The 15443-nt window shown below is 35.7% G+C and carries 20 protein-coding genes and 1 pseudogene; 14 read left to right on the forward strand and 7 right to left on the reverse strand.

Translation table 11 applies throughout. The features are described 5' to 3' along the window. Positions 1–15 precede the first annotated feature (15 nt). The 5 genes from CRN97_RS13170 to CRN97_RS14225 all read left to right on the forward strand — a co-directional run bounded on the left by CRN97_RS13170 (position 16) and on the right by CRN97_RS14225 (position 5697). Positions 16–2472 carry a PI-PLC domain-containing protein gene (locus CRN97_RS13170; RefSeq protein ID WP_097077191.1) on the forward strand — a complete coding sequence of 819 codons (2457 nt, stop codon included), beginning with the start codon at positions 16–18 and terminating at the stop codon, positions 2470–2472. A 14-nt stretch (positions 2473–2486) separates the two neighbouring features. Continuing rightward, entirely contained in the window at positions 2487–3194 is a 708-nt protein-coding gene (locus CRN97_RS13175) for a DUF4230 domain-containing protein (RefSeq protein WP_097077192.1), read from the forward strand. Then, complete coding sequence (locus tag CRN97_RS13180; protein ID WP_097077193.1) at positions 3194–4000, forward strand: DUF4230 domain-containing protein; 807 nt, start codon at positions 3194–3196, stop codon at positions 3998–4000. The genes CRN97_RS13175 and CRN97_RS13180 overlap by 1 nt, the downstream gene beginning before the upstream one ends. Positions 4001–4197: 197 nt before the next feature. Beyond that, positions 4198–4542: a helix-turn-helix domain-containing protein gene (locus tag CRN97_RS13185; protein WP_097077194.1), complete on the forward strand. Its 345-nt coding sequence runs from the start codon at positions 4198–4200 to the stop codon at positions 4540–4542. 237 nt (positions 4543–4779) lie between these two features. Further along, positions 4780–5697, forward strand: a complete 918-nt coding sequence (locus CRN97_RS14225; RefSeq protein ID WP_207653206.1) for an outer membrane protein assembly factor BamD — start codon at positions 4780–4782, stop codon at positions 5695–5697. 60 nt (positions 5698–5757) lie between these two features. On the opposite strand, the gene CRN97_RS13200 is transcribed toward CRN97_RS14225, so the two are convergent. Further along, positions 5758–6315 carry a GNAT family N-acetyltransferase gene (locus CRN97_RS13200; RefSeq protein ID WP_097077196.1) on the reverse strand — a complete coding sequence of 186 codons (558 nt, stop codon included), beginning with the start codon at positions 6313–6315 and terminating at the stop codon, positions 5758–5760. 149 nt (positions 6316–6464) lie between these two features. Between CRN97_RS13200 and CRN97_RS13205 the strand changes: the two genes are divergently transcribed. After that, entirely contained in the window at positions 6465–6950 is a 486-nt protein-coding gene (locus tag CRN97_RS13205; RefSeq protein WP_097077197.1) for a hypothetical protein, read from the forward strand. Between the two features lie 98 nt (positions 6951–7048). On the opposite strand, the gene CRN97_RS13210 is transcribed toward CRN97_RS13205, so the two are convergent. Beyond that, entirely contained in the window at positions 7049–7879 is an 831-nt protein-coding gene (locus CRN97_RS13210) for a zinc-ribbon domain-containing protein (protein WP_097077198.1), read from the reverse strand. A gap of 698 nt (positions 7880–8577) precedes the next feature. On the opposite strand from CRN97_RS13210, the gene CRN97_RS13215 reads away from it, so the two are divergent. The 8 genes from CRN97_RS13215 to CRN97_RS13250 all read left to right on the forward strand — a co-directional run bounded on the left by CRN97_RS13215 (position 8578) and on the right by CRN97_RS13250 (position 13255). Further along, complete coding sequence (locus CRN97_RS13215; protein WP_097077199.1) at positions 8578–9414, forward strand: DUF5688 family protein; 837 nt, start codon at positions 8578–8580, stop codon at positions 9412–9414. A 232-nt stretch (positions 9415–9646) separates the two neighbouring features. Further along, positions 9647–10153 carry a nitroreductase family protein gene (locus CRN97_RS13220; RefSeq protein WP_097077200.1) on the forward strand — a complete coding sequence of 169 codons (507 nt, stop codon included), beginning with the start codon at positions 9647–9649 and terminating at the stop codon, positions 10151–10153. Positions 10154–10268: 115 nt separating this feature from the next. Then, on the forward strand, positions 10269–11267 hold the full coding sequence (locus tag CRN97_RS13225; protein ID WP_097077201.1) for a helix-turn-helix transcriptional regulator: 999 nt from the start codon (positions 10269–10271) through the stop codon (positions 11265–11267). Positions 11268–11271: 4 nt separating this feature from the next. Then, positions 11272–11862 carry an HD domain-containing protein gene (locus CRN97_RS13230; RefSeq protein ID WP_097077202.1) on the forward strand — a complete coding sequence of 197 codons (591 nt, stop codon included), beginning with the start codon at positions 11272–11274 and terminating at the stop codon, positions 11860–11862. Positions 11863–11886: 24 nt separating this feature from the next. After that, positions 11887–12096 carry a hypothetical protein gene (locus CRN97_RS13235; RefSeq protein ID WP_090301841.1) on the forward strand — a complete coding sequence of 70 codons (210 nt, stop codon included), beginning with the start codon at positions 11887–11889 and terminating at the stop codon, positions 12094–12096. A gap of 2 nt (positions 12097–12098) precedes the next feature. Beyond that, positions 12099–12422 (forward strand): thioredoxin family protein, encoded by a 324-nt coding sequence (locus CRN97_RS13240; protein ID WP_033154927.1) that lies wholly within the window; start codon positions 12099–12101, stop codon positions 12420–12422. Between the two features lie 16 nt (positions 12423–12438). Beyond that, positions 12439–12768, forward strand: coding sequence for a rhodanese-like domain-containing protein (locus CRN97_RS13245; RefSeq protein ID WP_097077203.1), 330 nt, complete (start codon positions 12439–12441; stop codon positions 12766–12768). 34 nt (positions 12769–12802) lie between these two features. Then, positions 12803–13255: a cysteine hydrolase family protein gene (locus tag CRN97_RS13250; RefSeq protein ID WP_097077204.1), complete on the forward strand. Its 453-nt coding sequence runs from the start codon at positions 12803–12805 to the stop codon at positions 13253–13255. A 20-nt stretch (positions 13256–13275) separates the two neighbouring features. Here CRN97_RS13250 and CRN97_RS13255 read toward each other — a convergent pair whose 3' ends face one another. The 5 genes and pseudogenes from CRN97_RS13255 to CRN97_RS14180 all read right to left on the reverse strand — a co-directional run. After that, entirely contained in the window at positions 13276–13815 is a 540-nt protein-coding gene (locus CRN97_RS13255) for a 3'-5' exonuclease (protein WP_097077205.1), read from the reverse strand. Positions 13816–13843: 28 nt separating this feature from the next. After that, a complete protein-coding gene (locus tag CRN97_RS13260; protein ID WP_143483271.1) occupies positions 13844–14131 on the reverse strand; it encodes a hypothetical protein in 288 nt (95 codons plus the stop codon). A gap of 10 nt (positions 14132–14141) precedes the next feature. Continuing rightward, positions 14142–14768: an SOS response-associated peptidase gene (locus CRN97_RS13265; RefSeq protein WP_179670760.1), complete on the reverse strand. Its 627-nt coding sequence runs from the start codon at positions 14766–14768 to the stop codon at positions 14142–14144. Between the two features lie 10 nt (positions 14769–14778). Continuing rightward, a complete protein-coding gene (locus CRN97_RS13270; RefSeq protein WP_097077208.1) occupies positions 14779–15006 on the reverse strand; it encodes a hypothetical protein in 228 nt (75 codons plus the stop codon). A gap of 38 nt (positions 15007–15044) precedes the next feature. Continuing rightward, positions 15045–15443 (reverse strand): annotated as a pseudogene (locus CRN97_RS14180) (DNA methylase); the annotation flags it as partial.

The raw sequence follows: 15443 nt of genomic DNA on the forward strand, positions 1-15443 counted from the left end.
TCGTGAGAGGTATATATGAAGAAGTTAATATTTCTAAGTTTAATGGTGTTATGTCTTGGATTAACTAGTTGTGCAAAGGAAGATAATAAAGTTAATGACGTAGCTAAAAAAGTATTTACCGGTGTTGCTGATATTGAGGATGATGAAAATTATAAGCAATACAAGGAACTTGATGACGCTGGGCAGCTTAGTGAGGATGGTATGTATAAGGAAGCATCTTCTTTAGTAAATGAAGATGAAAGTGAAGAAGTGCGTCCTGCTCAGGTATTAGTTACATTTGCTGAAAATGATAATTTGAATATTTCTTATTATAAGGATTCAGGAATGCAGGAACAAATAGAGGGCTCGTGTTATTTAAATCCTAATGAAGCTGTTTATGCAAATGTAGCTGTTAGTAATGATGCAAAAAGCAATCTCTATAAATTCTCAGAATTTAAAATCTTTGAATACGATGAAACAGGTAAAGCAACAGAAGTAAATTGGGCTAATACTAATAATGATGAAAATTTGGTTTTCCAAATCCCAATGGACTATACGGGCAAAGATATTTCAGTAGTACCTGTAGGAATGTATGAAAAAAGAGAATTACTTTTAAATGATTATTACATAGATGAAGATGGAAATAGCAAATCGTTAGCAGGCGCTTGGACCGTGGATAATGAAGAGACTGATTCCAATTCTATAAAGATTAGTTCAGTTACATCGTATTTAGTGAGTTATCAATACGATAGTTCAAAATACTTTTTTGTAAAATCGGAGCCTGAAGCTCAATACCAGGATAATGATGATGGTGTTGTCATTTTTGAGGAGGGGAAGGCATTTAGTGATGTAGGTAAGTATAATATAGAATTGCATCCATATATTACTGTGCAACTTAAAGGAAATCGAGAATGGACATATAAGGTTAATAAAGTAAGTGCAGGAGATGAGAAGAAGGAGCAAACTATTTCTGGTTTAAAATATAACGACAAAATAACTGTAGAATCAAAGAAAAAAATAGATTGGGACTACAATGATTCACTATTATCTTATGATGAAGATAAAGTTGATGATGGATATGAGTATACATTTGTAGTAAAAGAGGCCAATGCTAGTTTTATGTTTGATCCTAATGAATATACATATCCACATGGATCATTAAGATTTAAATGTCGAGGACAAATATTAACAGAAAGAACTTATATAGGTGAAGGATCTCAGATAGAGTATGAATGTGAAACTGTGGATGATGGATATTGGCTTCCAAATGGAAATCATAGTATTACAGTTTCAACAGCTGAACAGACCAAGCAAGAGCTGAGTAGTATAAAGTTTTTTGAGAAGAAGGAAGTGACTGTAAATTTACCTCAGCCTAGCTACGGTGGAAGCATAGTATATTACAATAATGATAGTGAAATAAAAGGTAATAATGTGAAGGTGTACGCAGGAACACCTATATCATTGGATTTTGTCGGCTGGGAAGGTTGGATTTGTAATTATGAAGATGGCTATCAGTATAGGTCAACGGAGGATTCGTCACAGCAAGTTTCTATTGAAGGAAAAGAAGTGGACATTGCGTTTACTGAGGATGAAAGTCATAAACCTGAATTGACTGTTGTATTAGACAATAGTCTTGAGACTGATTTAAAGGTATCTGTTAATGCATCTTCATTTAGTACTGAAAAACATTATAAAGACGGCATATTGTCTGGTAGCACAACAATAGAAGCAGGAAAGATTGGTACGGAAAATGGCATCTCGCTAGGTTTTGCTAATGATACTATCAAGGCGGGGCAAGCACTAAAAATAACATATAAAGCAAAAAATGCTGATAATAAAAAGTACATAGAAGAGACCAGATATGTACAAAAGATTCCATCTACAGAAATATTCAATATATATGATGCAAACGATATAGCGACAGCTAAGGATTATTATGAGTCTGTAAAGATTTCTATAAGCCGAGTAGATGTAAATACGTTTAAATCCGTATCTGTTGATAATGGTAATGTATCTTTACAGTACGAAGATACTGGAAATACCATAACAAATGGAGATATTGTTGATAATGATAGAAACGTAATTGTTACGATTACTCCAGATAAAGGATATTACGTTTCAGGATCTAAAAATGTATCAAAAGATATATATACAAATACTATGTCATATAAGAAATACAAGAATGATATAGAAAAAATAATTAAAGACCACCAAATAAAAAAGGTATTTACCGTTACATTAGATAGTGAAGATGCATATGGAGATGTTCTTTATAAATTAAATGGTACTGAGGTGACAGGAACTATCAATGTCAGAGAAGGACAGAAAATAAAATTAACATATACAATTTCTGATAGTAAATACCAAATAAAGACAGGCTTTGTTCATTTACCAGGTGCTGGAAAAGAACAGAGCGTGGAAATTAAAATTGATAGTAGTTTAGATGGAAAAACAATCAAAAGAGAGGATTATTTTGATGTTGAATCAAAATAAGGGAGGCAAAAAGCATGCGAGATAAATCAAGTAAATATGGGTTTATTTGCTTAATTGTGGTTATTGCTTTATGCATAGCGTTTGTATTAATGCCACTATATAAAAATGCGCAATCTATAGGAGAATCTGCTGGCGAAGCATCTGGTAAGGCAGTTGGTACAGCGGTTGGATCTTACAAAGGCGCTACAGAAGAGTTCCCTGCCGGCTTTGATGATGGGAAAAAAGAGGGATTATCAGGAAAAGATACAAAAGTAGAAATGCAAAATTCTCTTACTGAAGTTGAGAACTTAGAGGTACTAGTATCGAGTTTTAAAATTAATAATTTTCATGAGGTTGCCGATAAGTATGCAGCTTTGTATCTCTTAAAAGCGGAAGCAGTTTTTTCTGTTGATTTATCTAAGGCTTCGGTCGAGGTAAGTGAGGATGGAAATACTATTTTTATAACTCTACCTCAACCTGACGTGGATATATATGTGGATGATAGTCAGACTGATAAAGCATGGTCATATCAAAAAAGTTGGTTTAGCGGAAGTGCTGAAGATGGGTTTGATGCATATATAGGTTCGATGGACAATTTGGAATCTAACGCAAAGGAAACTGCCCAAAATGATGATGGTTTAATGCAAAGTGCACGTGATTCAGCAGAAAGACAAATACAGCAGATAGCTAATTCTGTATGTGTAAATGGAGAAGACGTTAAAATTCTATGGGAGGATAACTGATGTATATTGATAGAAATGAATATATAGACAAAAATAAATCTTCGGATGATCCTTCTGCCGTTAATGATTATTATAGATGGACATTAAGTGATGAACCTGACAATCATAGAAATAATAGCCATAATAAACCGGTTATCATATGTTTAATTGTCTTATTAGGTATAGCAGTTCTTTTGGTTATTTTATCTGTTTATAAGGGCTCTGGTGCAGTGTCGTTAGCATATGATACAGCGAAGGACAAGGCGATTTCTGAAATAAGTGATAAGTTTTATAATCTAGGGTTTGAAAAAGGTGAACAAAAGTATCACGTTAGTAACAATGCGACATTGTCTATTGAAGGCATAAAGACGACAGCTAAACTGGAAGTATTAGAGGTAAGTGATGTTGAGTTTGTTGCTGTAGATGAGAATGATAATGAAGGCGATATTACAGCTGTTTTGGAAGTCCCAGGTAGAGGTGTATATACTGTTGATTTGGCTGAAGCTGAGTTTGTCGTTGATAAAGAAAGGAGCTATGTCCTAGTAAGAGTACCTAAGCCAGAATTAGGTAATTGTAAAATTAATTATGGAGACGTAAAAAAGCTCACTTTTAAAAATGATAAATTTAATGATAGTATTGAGGTTGGTGAGAATTTAGCACAGGAGATGATAGGAAATGGTTATTTATTAATCCAAAAGGAATTTGCTTCTAATGCGAGATATTATAGTAGTGCTGAAGAATCCGCAGAAAACCTTATAGAAAACATGGTAAAAGAACTTAATCCTGATGTAGAAAACTTACAGGTAGAAGTTGAGTTTGTCGAATAGTCGATAATACTAATATATGTTATTAAGAAAACAGATTGAATTATTAAATTCAGTCTGTTTTTTTTTGACTGCACGTAACGTGCAGTTTTACGGTGAAATAGGCGATTGTGAACGATTCTAAATTCGCAGAATGAACACGTCCTTATATGGAAAAACCAAAAGCACGCAAGTGCAGCCATATAAGGAGGGAAAGTTGAATGATAACATTAAAAGAATTATGCGATTACACGAGAGTAACACGTAGGACTATTCAGGGGTATGAGGAAAAGGGCCTATTGAAATCCGTGAGTAAAAACAAAATGGGACATCTACTTTATGACAGTGAGTCCATCGAACAGGTAAATTTAATACGGTTTTATCAAAGCATTGGATTCAGTCTCAGAGAAATCAAGCATTTTGAGGAAATGGATCCGGTAGAATTCAAGAAGCTGATGGAAGAAAAGATAGTTACTCTTCAAGCAGAGAGTATCTTGGTAAAGGATAAGATAAAAAAGATACATTCTATTATTGATGATGGAGTACAGTTTCCTTGGAAGGAGTGATAGTAATGATTTCAATGGCATTTTGCGGACTATGTATATATCTGCTTTTTAAGATGATGGGGGTAATTCTTCGTACATCAGGGGAATTATTAAAGATAGGAATATGTATTATAGCTGCGCCACTATTAATATGCGCATTCTTAGTTAGTGGTATGGCAGTGTTGTTAGTAATAATGTTTATATTTGCAGGCCTAGTATGTTTACTAGGTCTGTTGTAGAAAATGGAGGGATTATATAATGAAAAAGAGACTTTTGGGAGTAGTATTAGTAATGGCAGTATCAATGAGCTTAGTAGGATGCAAGAGCTCAGATTACAAGGAAGCCATAAAATTAGAGGAGCAGGGTGACTATAGTGGGGCACTCGAACTATTCAACGGCATTCCTGATTACAAGGATAGCTCAGATCACATTACGTATTGTTCAGATATGGACAGTGCTATTACAGCATACGAAGATGCCAAGACACAGCTTGAAGCACTTAATGCAGAGCTTCAGACTAAAATTGATGATGCAACAGCATTAACAACTTCAGGTACACCATTAGATGAAACACTTATTACTACATTAGAAACAAAGATTTCAGAGGCTAAGGCAGCTAAAGCAGATGTTTTAGATATGCCTGAAACAGCAGAGGAGATTAACCAGGCTGCTGAAACAATGAATGCTACTGATTATACTACAGTAATGGGTAATCTAGATTCGGCATATACAGATTTAGATACAAGTATAAAACAATATGCTCTTGTAGATAACCCAACAGAAGCATTTGTAATAGAAAGATTAGGAAATGTTGAGGATATTGTAGATATATCGGCGGTAACGGAAGATAATGATCCAAATGGTCATCTCGGAAAGGCTGGAGGCTATACTGCACAGATATACTTCTCGAATGTAAATATTAATCAGGGAAGTGTATCAGGTTCAACTGTGATAGAAAAGGGTACAGACTGCGGCGGAAGCATAGAAGTATATTCATCTGTAGAGGATGCAACAACTAGAGAAACATATTTAGCTGCATTTGATGGTGGAATATTTGCCAGTGGTTCACATACGATTGTAGGCACATGCTTGATTAGAACATCAGACAAGCTTACTGCTAGCCAGCAGAAAGAATTCGAAGCAGCTATTATAGAAGCATTAACTGCACTTGAGTAGATAAAATATAGATAAAAGGTTTTTATGGCGGAGCTTAGGCTCCGCCTTTGTGTTTTATATCTACAGTTTTCTGTACATAGTTATCTCATCGATAGGAGTACCATCATCTAAGATAAAGGCTTCTGGGAGTCGTCCCCATTCAGTGAAGCCCATTTTATTGTACAGTCCTAGGGCTATGATGTTATCAGAAAGGACGCCTAATTCCATGATTTTGTAACCAGATTTTTTAGCAAAATTGATGGCGTGGTCAACAAGGATAGTGCCAAGTCCAAATCCATGATATTCTTTGCGGATGCCAAGGCCTATGTTACAACGATGGGCTGTTTTTCTATGATTACATACCTGGCGCACGGCGATATTTCCAATAATTCTATCGCCATCAATAATAGAAAACATCCCCTGAATATCGCTATCTTGAAGTGTTTTAAGACGAGTTTTTTCTGCCTGGATAGCAGCATCATCTTGTTTAACTTCATCGCCATACCTAGACATAAAATGAGTATCACAAGATACTTGATGCATAAAGTCTAAGAATCGTTCTGCATCGTCAGGTCCAATAGAGACAAGTTGGAATTCTTTTCCAGTTTTGCTAGTAATAGTTGTAGTATCAAGTATCATTGTTTTCTCCCTTCTGTCTTAAGTTGCTAGAATATAATTAAACAACATCATACATCAGTATGGGGAGAATATAAACAATTTTTTAGGTTATATGCAGATAATATAATTCGTAAAAAATTCATGGTCTATAGATGGAGGTGATAATTACAATGAGCATATTAGAAGAACAAATTACTGAGGAAAAGAAAGGATATGAAACAGCTAGTTGGAAAAAAGAATGGCCAGATTCAAAACTTGTTGGTTTTGAGTATCATGCGAAGACTATTCCGTTTAGTGATTATATTAAGGGCATTAATAATGAAGTGCAGACAATTGATTTTATTATCGATGATAGTAATATAATCAAAGTTTCTTACATGAGTAATACAAAAAAAATAGAGGGAAAACATGAATTTAAAATTCTAGAATCAAGAAAAGAAGAGATGTTGGAAAGACTGGCAAATATCGTTAATTCAGATTCTAGTCATAGCAGTTGCTTCTTCGATGATACGATCCGAATTTACCATTTTATATTTGAGAATGGTGAAAAGGTTTCTTACTGTTGTCCAATTGGAAATGGCAAGGAATACATAACAAAGCCGATGCGAGAGTATCTTAATGTTCATAGCTTAGAAGAAGTAGGTTGGATGTTATAAATAATTAGGATTATATATAAAGCAATGAGGACGACCATGATTGGTCGTCCTCATAATCTTTATAGAGATTGGAGATTTTAGTTTTTTGGATGGTATTTTTACTCATAGCCATCTACGGGTTCATCTTCTATAGACTCAGGGTCTATATAGAATGGGCTCCTTGGATTTTGACTGGAGTCTGCAGCACCAGTGTATTCTGCGTTATTAACCATGTCTATGTAGTCATTGATTTCAGAGTGATTTGCGTCGGTTCTAAGCATAAGTACGATTAAATTTTCATTGTTCGAGTTAAGAACAAATTCAAATAGAATTTTTTCTTCTTGTCCATCCACAATGCCACTATAAATGTAGTATCTACTTTTTTCACCGGCGACTTTTGAATCTAGTGCTAATTCTCTATATGGATCTTCTAGAAACTCAGGAATAGTAGCATCTGCCAATTCATCATAATCTTTTCCGGTGCCAGTATAATAGGTTTCCCAGAATCCCTCTTCGACTACTTCGCTGTATATTCCTAGAGTGGAGTATTCAGAATAAAAGTATCCGTCGGCATAACCAAAGTTTTCTGGAATCTCAAAGGTTATTCCACCGCAACTATAAACTAAAGGATCAGACTTAGTCCCCCAGAGAATGTCATCATCTTCTTCAAAAATATCTTCGGTAGGTTCTGCTTCTTGGGTAGGATTTTCTTCTTTTGATATCTCGGTTTCTAAGTCATCAGAAGAAGATGTAGAAAAGTCTTTATAAGATAAAACCACTCCAATAACAGCGATTACAGCTATGGCTATAAATCCTATTACAACACCTTTTGAAGTATTGGATTTTGTATCAGCATTAGTATATGAATCTTCTACAGGAGCACCACAGAAAGTACAATAGTTACTTCCTTCAGGTACACTAGAATTACAATTTTTGCATATATATCCCATAAAGTATCCTCCATATAAAAAGGTTCTAACTATTATTTACCACAAATGTGTGTAATAAATGAGAAGGTGTGGAATAAGTAAATCATGTATATAAAAGTATATGTTTTGGTACAGCTGGGTTTAGTAGGTTTCTAGTACCATTCTTAGCAGGGTCTTCCAGACCCAGGTCTGCCCATTTCAACAGACCAATCGCTTCGCTACAAGGTAGGATTGTAATCGGCTACGCCGATGGGAGATTTACCTTTCTATTTTCATGAACCTTTCGGATTTTCCCGCCCCCCTGCAGTTTCTTCATTTGCCGCTCCAACAAAAGTTAGGTCTTAGACCATCCCCTATCAAGGGCAAGACAAGTTCTTCGAACCCTTGCTAGTGGATGTTCTAAGGCCTTTTTTGTCTCCGGGCAAACGAATAAACCGCAAGGTATACGGAAGAAAAAATATTTAAGAAAGGATTCATAGGAAAATTAAAAGCTAAATCTCAATCGGGCTCCAAATACCCGGCTTCGGTGCCGGAAGAAAAATTGGATTTTCGAACATTTGAGGTTGGTTAGAAAGGTAGGTGTGGATATGAAGTTTAGCGACCATTTATGGATTTCATTTTGTTCATTGTTTTTCTTTATGTGTTTGGCTTTTATGCCAATACCTTAAGGAGTTTGGTTTGTCCAAGGAAAGATATTTATTTTAAAGGAGATTTTAGAAATGAGAATTACAAAGGGATTAATTGAGAAGGTTAATGGAGAGCTTAAGGATAAGGGTTATTTTGTGGAAAAGACTATGGTTAACAAAAACAATGAGGTTAAGACTGGGCTTGTTATTAAGAAGATAGATGATGAAGAGAGGATGGTTTGTCCAACAATATACATTGGAGAGATGACCTGCTTTGATGAGGTTATGAGATATGCTCTAGAGGTTATTTCAAGAGAAGTTCCTTCTATAGATATGGAGCACATCTTAGATAAAGAATATATTTTAGGTCATGTTAAGGCTCAGATGGTTTCTGCAGGAAATGTGATTTTAGAGCCAGGTGTTGTTTACAGAGATTATTTAGATATGGCTATTGTATACAGAGTTGAAGTTGGAGAGATTGACGGTGGTCAGGGTTCTTTCCTTATTAGGGATGGAGTGATTGAAAAGGTTGGTCTTACTGAGGAAGACTTATTTGAGGTAGTAAATCATGATATGAGATTTGATACAAAGACATTAGCTGAGACTTTAGCCAATATGATGGGGCAGGAAGTACCTTTTGATTTAGGATTACCTGAGATTTATGTGGTTACTTCTGAGAGTATGATTCATGGGGCAGGAGTGTTGTGCTCTGAGTTTTTAGGGGAGCTTAGAGAAAAGCTTGAGGGTGATTTCTTTATTCTTCCATCGAGCGTGCATGAAATTCTTGTATTAAAGGATGAATTTGGCCCATCTGCTATTGAGCTTTTAGAGCTTGTTAAGACTGTAAATGCTACAGAGGTTGCACCTTGCGACAAGCTTACTGATTCGGTTTACAAGTATGATGCCACAGGACTTTCCAAAGTGGCATAGTCCTTTAAAATAGATAAAGCAATTAGACTGGCTTCCGAAGCTGGTCTTTTTGTGTTATGAAAAAGTTTTACTGACATTTTAAAAAATTAGCCCGTATAATGAATTATGATTCAAATGAAGGAGGAAACCATTTATGAAATTTGCTATGTTATGTTGGACCTTTGGGTTCTTTGGGGAATTTTTACATCTGTTATAGGAGTTGTATTAACAAAGCAAAAAAGGAGATTTATAGATGGAATTTAAGACAGTTATAGAATCAAGAGAGTCTGTTCGTAAGTACAGTAATCAGAAACCAAATGAAGAACAAGTTAAATATATTTTAGAAGCAGGACGTATGGCGCCAACTGCTTTCAATAAACAGCCACAACGCGTATATATATTAAAAAGTGAAGAAGCACTTCAAAAAATGGATAGTGTTCATCCTTGCCGTTATGGAGCACCTATGGTCATACTGGTATGTGCTGACAAGGATGCTGCTAGTAATTTTCAGGGTGGAAACAGTTATTTAATGGATGGAACAATTGTTGCAACACATATGATGCTTGCTGCTACTGATATTGGATTAGATACTTGTTGGGCTGGAGTCAATGATGTTGAGCAAACACAAAAAGTCTTTAATTTGCAGGAAAATATCTATCCTATCTGTTTTTTGGATTTAGGATATCGCTCTGATGATTTTAAAAGTCTTTTAGGCAATAAGAAAAGAAATTCCATAGATTCAATGATTAATATTTTATAGGCACGGAATAATACGTAATCAATTCAATCATATAATTATATAACTTTGTCCAATAACTTACCCTTCTGTGATATACTAAGCTTAGTTTAGTTCGTATATACGGAGGGGTTATTTTATGCCAAAAGGGTCTAATCAAAAATTAAAGTTAAGTTATCTCTGTAAAATTATGCAGGAGAAGACTGATGATGAGCACAGCCTTACTCTACAACAGATAATGCATGAGCTTGAAGAAGAGGGAATTACTGCAGAACGAAAGAGTCTTTATGATGACTTTGCAGTTATGAATGACAAGCTTGGAATTGAAGTCATCAAAGAGCAGATAGGCAGAGAAACCTTTTATCATGTGGGAAGCAGAGAGTTTGAGCTTGCTGAGGTTAAGCTTTTAATAGAGGCTATTCAGTCTTCTAAGTTTATCACTAAGAATAAGTCTACCCGGCTTATCAAGAAGATGAAGACTTTTGTCAGTGAATATCAGGCTAAACAGCTGCAGCGTCAGGTCTATGTAAATGATCGTATCAAAAACATGAATGAGTCTATCTACTATACTGTAGATGGAATTCATACAGCTATAGAGCAGAACAAGCAGATTAAGTTTCAGTATTGCGTATGGAATACTAATAAGGAACTTGTACCTAAGAAAGATGGCGCTTTCTACAAGGTGAGCCCTTGGTTTCTTGCAATGGAAGATGAGAACTACTACTTAGTTGCCTATGATAGCGAGGCTGGAAAGATTAAGCATTACAGAGTGGATAAGATGCTTAAGATTGGCATAACTGATGATCTTCGTGAAGGCAAAGAGCTATTTAAGAACTTTGATATGGGCGAGTATGTTGTAGAAAACTTTTCTATGTTCCATGGAGAAAAGAGAAGGGTGCATATTGAATTTCCAGATGACAAAGTAAGCATATTTATTGATAGATTCGGAAAAGACGTGACTATAAGACCTGCAGAAAATGGAAGAAGTTTTGTTGCGGTTGATGTGGCTGTTTCTCAGCAGTTCTTTGGCTGGGTATTTGGACTTGGAGCTGATGTAAAGATTACAAGTCCTGAAGATGTAGTTGCTGATTATAAGAAACAGATAGAAGAACAGTTAAAGGGTTATTGCGGAGAATAGATATATGTATCCAACTAGAAATGAGGCAATGAGACTTCTTGAAGAAGCAGAAAAGATGAACCCAGGGCCATGGGGGGATCACAGCAGAACTGTTGCTCATTGTGCTGAATGTATTGCTGCTAAAAGTGGGCTTGATGCGGAAAAAGCATATGTAGTAGGTTTGTTACATGACATTGGTAGAAGATTTGGAAAACGTCATCTGGGGCATGTTTCTGATGGATATTCTTATATGATGTCATTAGGCTATGACGAACCAGCCAGAGTATGTCTTACACATTCATTCAATGGCAAAAGCATTGATGGTTATGTTGGCAACTTTGATACAACGGCTGAAGAGACCGAATTAATAAAAACAGAATTAGCCAAGATAGAACTTGATGAATATGATAAGTTAATTCAGCTTTGTGATTCCATTGGTGGTGCTGAAGGTGTTATGGATATCATAGATAGAATGTCTGATGTTAAAAGAAGATACGGTTACTATGATCCTGAAAAATGGGATACTAATTTGGCGCTAAAAGATTATTTTGAGCAGAAGATGGGTGAAGATATCTATATTGTGGTTGATAAAAATAACTACAAACCTATTAAATAACGTGAATAGTAGGGGGATTTTACTATGGAAAGAGAGTTTCTAGAGGAAAGACAATTCACAAAGCTTTTAGCTGGAAAGACATATAAGATTTTCTTTGAAGGAAAAGACTGTGTCATTGCTGAAACAGAGCTTGGGGATGTTGTCATAGCTTTTAGTGAATATGAGTATTACTCTTTGTCTAATGATGAGATAGAGCAGAAAATCTATGATGGTATAAAGAGTAGAGAAAAGTAAGTATGATTGATATTAAAGCAGGAGAGACTATACAAGAATTAGTCTGTAAACACTCAATAGTATTGTTTCAATTTAGTTCCAAGTCTTGCACACCATGTGTAGCCATAAGGCAACGCATAGAAGCTTGGTTATCTAATCATGAGCAGATTGAAGCAAGACATATATCTATTGATGAGCAACCAGAGCTTGCGGCACAAAATGATGTTTTGTCATTTCCTACAGTTGTTGTATATGTAGAAGGACAAGTGGCTATTCGTGAATCTGGATATTTTAGTTTAGATGAAATCTTTGCAAAGTTAGAACGGTTGATTGAGCTAATGTCGTAGGATTGAGAGGTGGAATATGGGATTATTTAATCTTTTCAAACATGTAGATATTAATGCCGAAGTAGAGGCCATGAAGTCTATAGAAAACGCAGTGCTTCTTGATGTGCGGACCGAAGAAGAGTATTTAGGAGGGCACATTCCAGGAAGTAAAAATGTGCCAGTTGAGAGAATTGAAAAAGTGGTAGATGTTATTACAGATAAGAATATACCGGTGTATGTATATTGTCTTCGCGGATCAAGAAGCGCATCTGCAGTAAGCGCCATGGAAAAGATGGGATATACAAATGCTAAAAGTATAGGTGGAATAGCATCTTACAAAGGAAATACAGTAATAGGAAGCAACTAATGGGTTACATTAATTGAGGTGATATGCGGAATATATGGAAATTCTTCTTGTAATAGATATGCAGCAAAAATATATGAATAGCTATGAGCCTGATCTAATGACGCGAGTTAATACGAGGATTAAAGAAGCTGTTGAATCAGATGTACCTGTTGTATACATAAGAAATGTTGGGAAGATTGAAAATATAGAGCATTATAATCTTGCGGATGAACTCAAAATAGTATCAGAGTGTAGTTTTACCAAAAGGTGGCCAAGTGCGTTTTCTTCGGATGATTTTATTCAGTTTATCCAGAATTTGAATGTTGATACAATCAACATGGTTGGTGTGGATGGAAGATGTTGCGTGGCACGCACTGCACTGGAAGCAGTTAAGAGAGGGTATAAAGTAAGAATATATCTTGATTCTGTAGCAGCCAAGAATGACAATTTTTACCTTAAAGAACTTCCTGAAATGAGAGATGCTGGAGTTGAGATTATAGCGGACTAGTAGTTCACTGTAAGACGAGCCTATTTTTTCTTAAAAGAACAGGTTCTAATTGCTCCTTTTATATCACCACCATCTTGAAAGTATCTTAAAAGAATTTCGGCGCAGGCGTGACTATCGCTATCTGCCTGATGGTGGTCTAGGGCTATTCCATAATAGCAGCATAAATCATTAAGTTTATGGCTGATGTTAGGAAGTAATTGTCTTCCCATTAGGACAGTACAGACATACCTAGCATATGGCTTCCATTCAATACAGTAATCATTTAGACATTTCTTTAAAACATTCATATCAAAAGATGCATTGTGAGCCACAAGCATTCCACTGCTCATAATAGGTTCAATTTGTTCCCATAGTTCTGGAAAGGTTGGAGCATTAGCAACTTTTTCTTCGTTAATTCCTGTAAGCTTAACATTAAAATAGTCAAAATGAGTCTCTGGATTTACTAATGAGTAGAACTCGTCGATGATTTTGTCATCCTCGATAACGCTGATTCCGATAGCACTCATACGATTGTTATATCTATTTGGAGTTTCCACATCAAAAACAATAAATCTAGGCATCGATAAAACCTTTCTGTACCTTAAACTATTAATCTATTCCAAGTAGCCAAATATGGCCTTCTGGTTGAAAGTAGAGCCTCACAATACTGAGTTTATCTTGTACATTGACTTGGCATTCAAAAACAATGGTTGTGCTTATGACTAAGATGTCATCTATACTTTTATATGGGCTTTTATGTCTTATTCGTTTGTAACCTTTTATAGTGTAGGCTTCAGGTTTTCCATCTTCATTTATTAGCTGAAATCGCAGGGGTATGATTTCACCATCGTACTTGAATTGAGCTATAACATCTACTTCTTGTATTACTTTTCCCATAAATATGTTTTTATCTTTCTGCTTTTTCTGTAACCATATCAAGTAAGGCATATGGTATTAATTCTTCGGGATTTTTGGAAGGATTAATCCAGTCTTCAATTTTATCTTTTGGTAGCATCATAGGCATCCGGTCATGAATTTTACTAAGCTCTATGGTAGGTTCTTTTGTAAGAATTACAAATACAGGATAGCCTTCTTCGATACGATATAGGCCACAGAGCCAGGTTACAGTGCAACCAGCTGGCTGAATGGCATATTTATCTCCTGTTTTTACTTTTCCATCAGGACTTTTAAAGTGCTCCCATTCATAGTAATAAGCAGCTGGAATAATACATCTATGAGATTGAAATGCATCCTTAAATGTAGGCTTTTCACCAGCAGTTTCAAGTCTAGCATTGAACAAAGATCTTTTATTATCTCTGGCCGTGAAGCCCCATTGCATTGGGAATACACATTTTTCTCCTTTAGAATTAGGAGCTATTACTGGAACAATATCGGTAGGACGGACTTCACCATCAGTGATTAGTGGTCTTGCGTGAGTGTCCACAAACTTAGTGGTGAGACGTGAGCTTCTTGCAATATCTATGATTTCTTTCAATTCAGGTTGAGTTATATCAAGTGCATATCTGGTACACATAGTAAATCTCCTATGGATATTCCTCTGCAGGTACATGCTCTAAGTCAGAATAGTTGGCCTCAAAAGATTGCTCTGTACTTGCGATTTCTTCGTTAAATCCTTTTAGTGCATCAAAAGGGCTGAATATTTTAGCACGTCTAGATAAATCCATAGCCGGATGTTTGATTGAAAAATCATCAAATGGAGAGTGCTTTGGTTTGCCTCTTTCATACACTTTTTTGTATCTATCAGTAATCATATCATTTCATCCAATTTCATAAAATATAGGTAATTAAATTAAGCTTTATGTCCGCCGATTTGAATATTTCGTTCTCTTGTGGTGGCACCTTCTAGAAGGTTAATTCCTTTTAATATCGCATTTGCTCCATACCTAGTCCTTACTTCTAACAGTGCAGAATGAATGAGCTGCTCTTTGTTAAGCGCTTCATAGTCGGTGAATAGATCCATTTGAAAATAGCCACCGTCATTTTGGACATTACAAGCACATATGCCAAGTCGGCGGAATAGTATTCTATGGTCAGTTTTCTTTATCACATCATTCATGATTGCTTCAATTACAAGCTTAGAAGTGTTTGTCGCATTACGAAGGTTTACTGTGCCATTAGAATGTGCTGGATGGAGTCTACCATACCAATCTATAGCTAGTGGCCCATCGTAGTGAGGGCAGTATTCAAG

Source organism: Pseudobutyrivibrio ruminis DSM 9787 (assembly GCF_900218035.1).
In the GTDB taxonomy this organism is placed as follows: Bacteria; Bacillota; Clostridia; order Lachnospirales; family Lachnospiraceae; genus Pseudobutyrivibrio; species Pseudobutyrivibrio ruminis.

Bases quoted from the DNA above. Each gene is read 5' to 3' on its own strand.
- CRN97_RS13170 (WP_097077191.1), top strand. From the start codon at position 16: ATGAAGAAGTTAATATTTCTAAGTTTAATGGTGTTATGTCTTGGATTA.
- CRN97_RS13175 (WP_097077192.1), top strand. From the start codon at position 2,487: ATGCGAGATAAATCAAGTAAATATGGGTTTATTTGCTTAATTGTGGTT.
- CRN97_RS13180 (WP_097077193.1), top strand. From the start codon at position 3,194: ATGTATATTGATAGAAATGAATATATAGACAAAAATAAATCTTCGGAT.
- CRN97_RS13185 (WP_097077194.1), top strand. From the start codon at position 4,198: ATGATAACATTAAAAGAATTATGCGATTACACGAGAGTAACACGTAGG.
- CRN97_RS14225 (WP_207653206.1), top strand. From the start codon at position 4,780: ATGAAAAAGAGACTTTTGGGAGTAGTATTAGTAATGGCAGTATCAATG.
- CRN97_RS13200 (WP_097077196.1), bottom strand. From the start codon at position 6,315: ATGATACTTGATACTACAACTATTACTAGCAAAACTGGAAAAGAATTC.
- CRN97_RS13205 (WP_097077197.1), top strand. From the start codon at position 6,465: ATGAGCATATTAGAAGAACAAATTACTGAGGAAAAGAAAGGATATGAA.
- CRN97_RS13210 (WP_097077198.1), bottom strand. From the start codon at position 7,879: ATGGGATATATATGCAAAAATTGTAATTCTAGTGTACCTGAAGGAAGT.
- CRN97_RS13215 (WP_097077199.1), top strand. From the start codon at position 8,578: ATGAGAATTACAAAGGGATTAATTGAGAAGGTTAATGGAGAGCTTAAG.
- CRN97_RS13220 (WP_097077200.1), top strand. From the start codon at position 9,647: ATGGAATTTAAGACAGTTATAGAATCAAGAGAGTCTGTTCGTAAGTAC.
- CRN97_RS13225 (WP_097077201.1), top strand. From the start codon at position 10,269: ATGCCAAAAGGGTCTAATCAAAAATTAAAGTTAAGTTATCTCTGTAAA.
- CRN97_RS13230 (WP_097077202.1), top strand. From the start codon at position 11,272: ATGTATCCAACTAGAAATGAGGCAATGAGACTTCTTGAAGAAGCAGAA.
- CRN97_RS13235 (WP_090301841.1), top strand. From the start codon at position 11,887: ATGGAAAGAGAGTTTCTAGAGGAAAGACAATTCACAAAGCTTTTAGCT.
- CRN97_RS13240 (WP_033154927.1), top strand. From the start codon at position 12,099: ATGATTGATATTAAAGCAGGAGAGACTATACAAGAATTAGTCTGTAAA.
- CRN97_RS13245 (WP_097077203.1), top strand. From the start codon at position 12,439: ATGGGATTATTTAATCTTTTCAAACATGTAGATATTAATGCCGAAGTA.
- CRN97_RS13250 (WP_097077204.1), top strand. From the start codon at position 12,803: ATGGAAATTCTTCTTGTAATAGATATGCAGCAAAAATATATGAATAGC.
- CRN97_RS13255 (WP_097077205.1), bottom strand. From the start codon at position 13,815: ATGCCTAGATTTATTGTTTTTGATGTGGAAACTCCAAATAGATATAAC.
- CRN97_RS13260 (WP_143483271.1), bottom strand. From the start codon at position 14,131: ATGGGAAAAGTAATACAAGAAGTAGATGTTATAGCTCAATTCAAGTAC.
- CRN97_RS13265 (WP_179670760.1), bottom strand. From the start codon at position 14,768: ATGTGTACCAGATATGCACTTGATATAACTCAACCTGAATTGAAAGAA.
- CRN97_RS13270 (WP_097077208.1), bottom strand. From the start codon at position 15,006: ATGATTACTGATAGATACAAAAAAGTGTATGAAAGAGGCAAACCAAAG.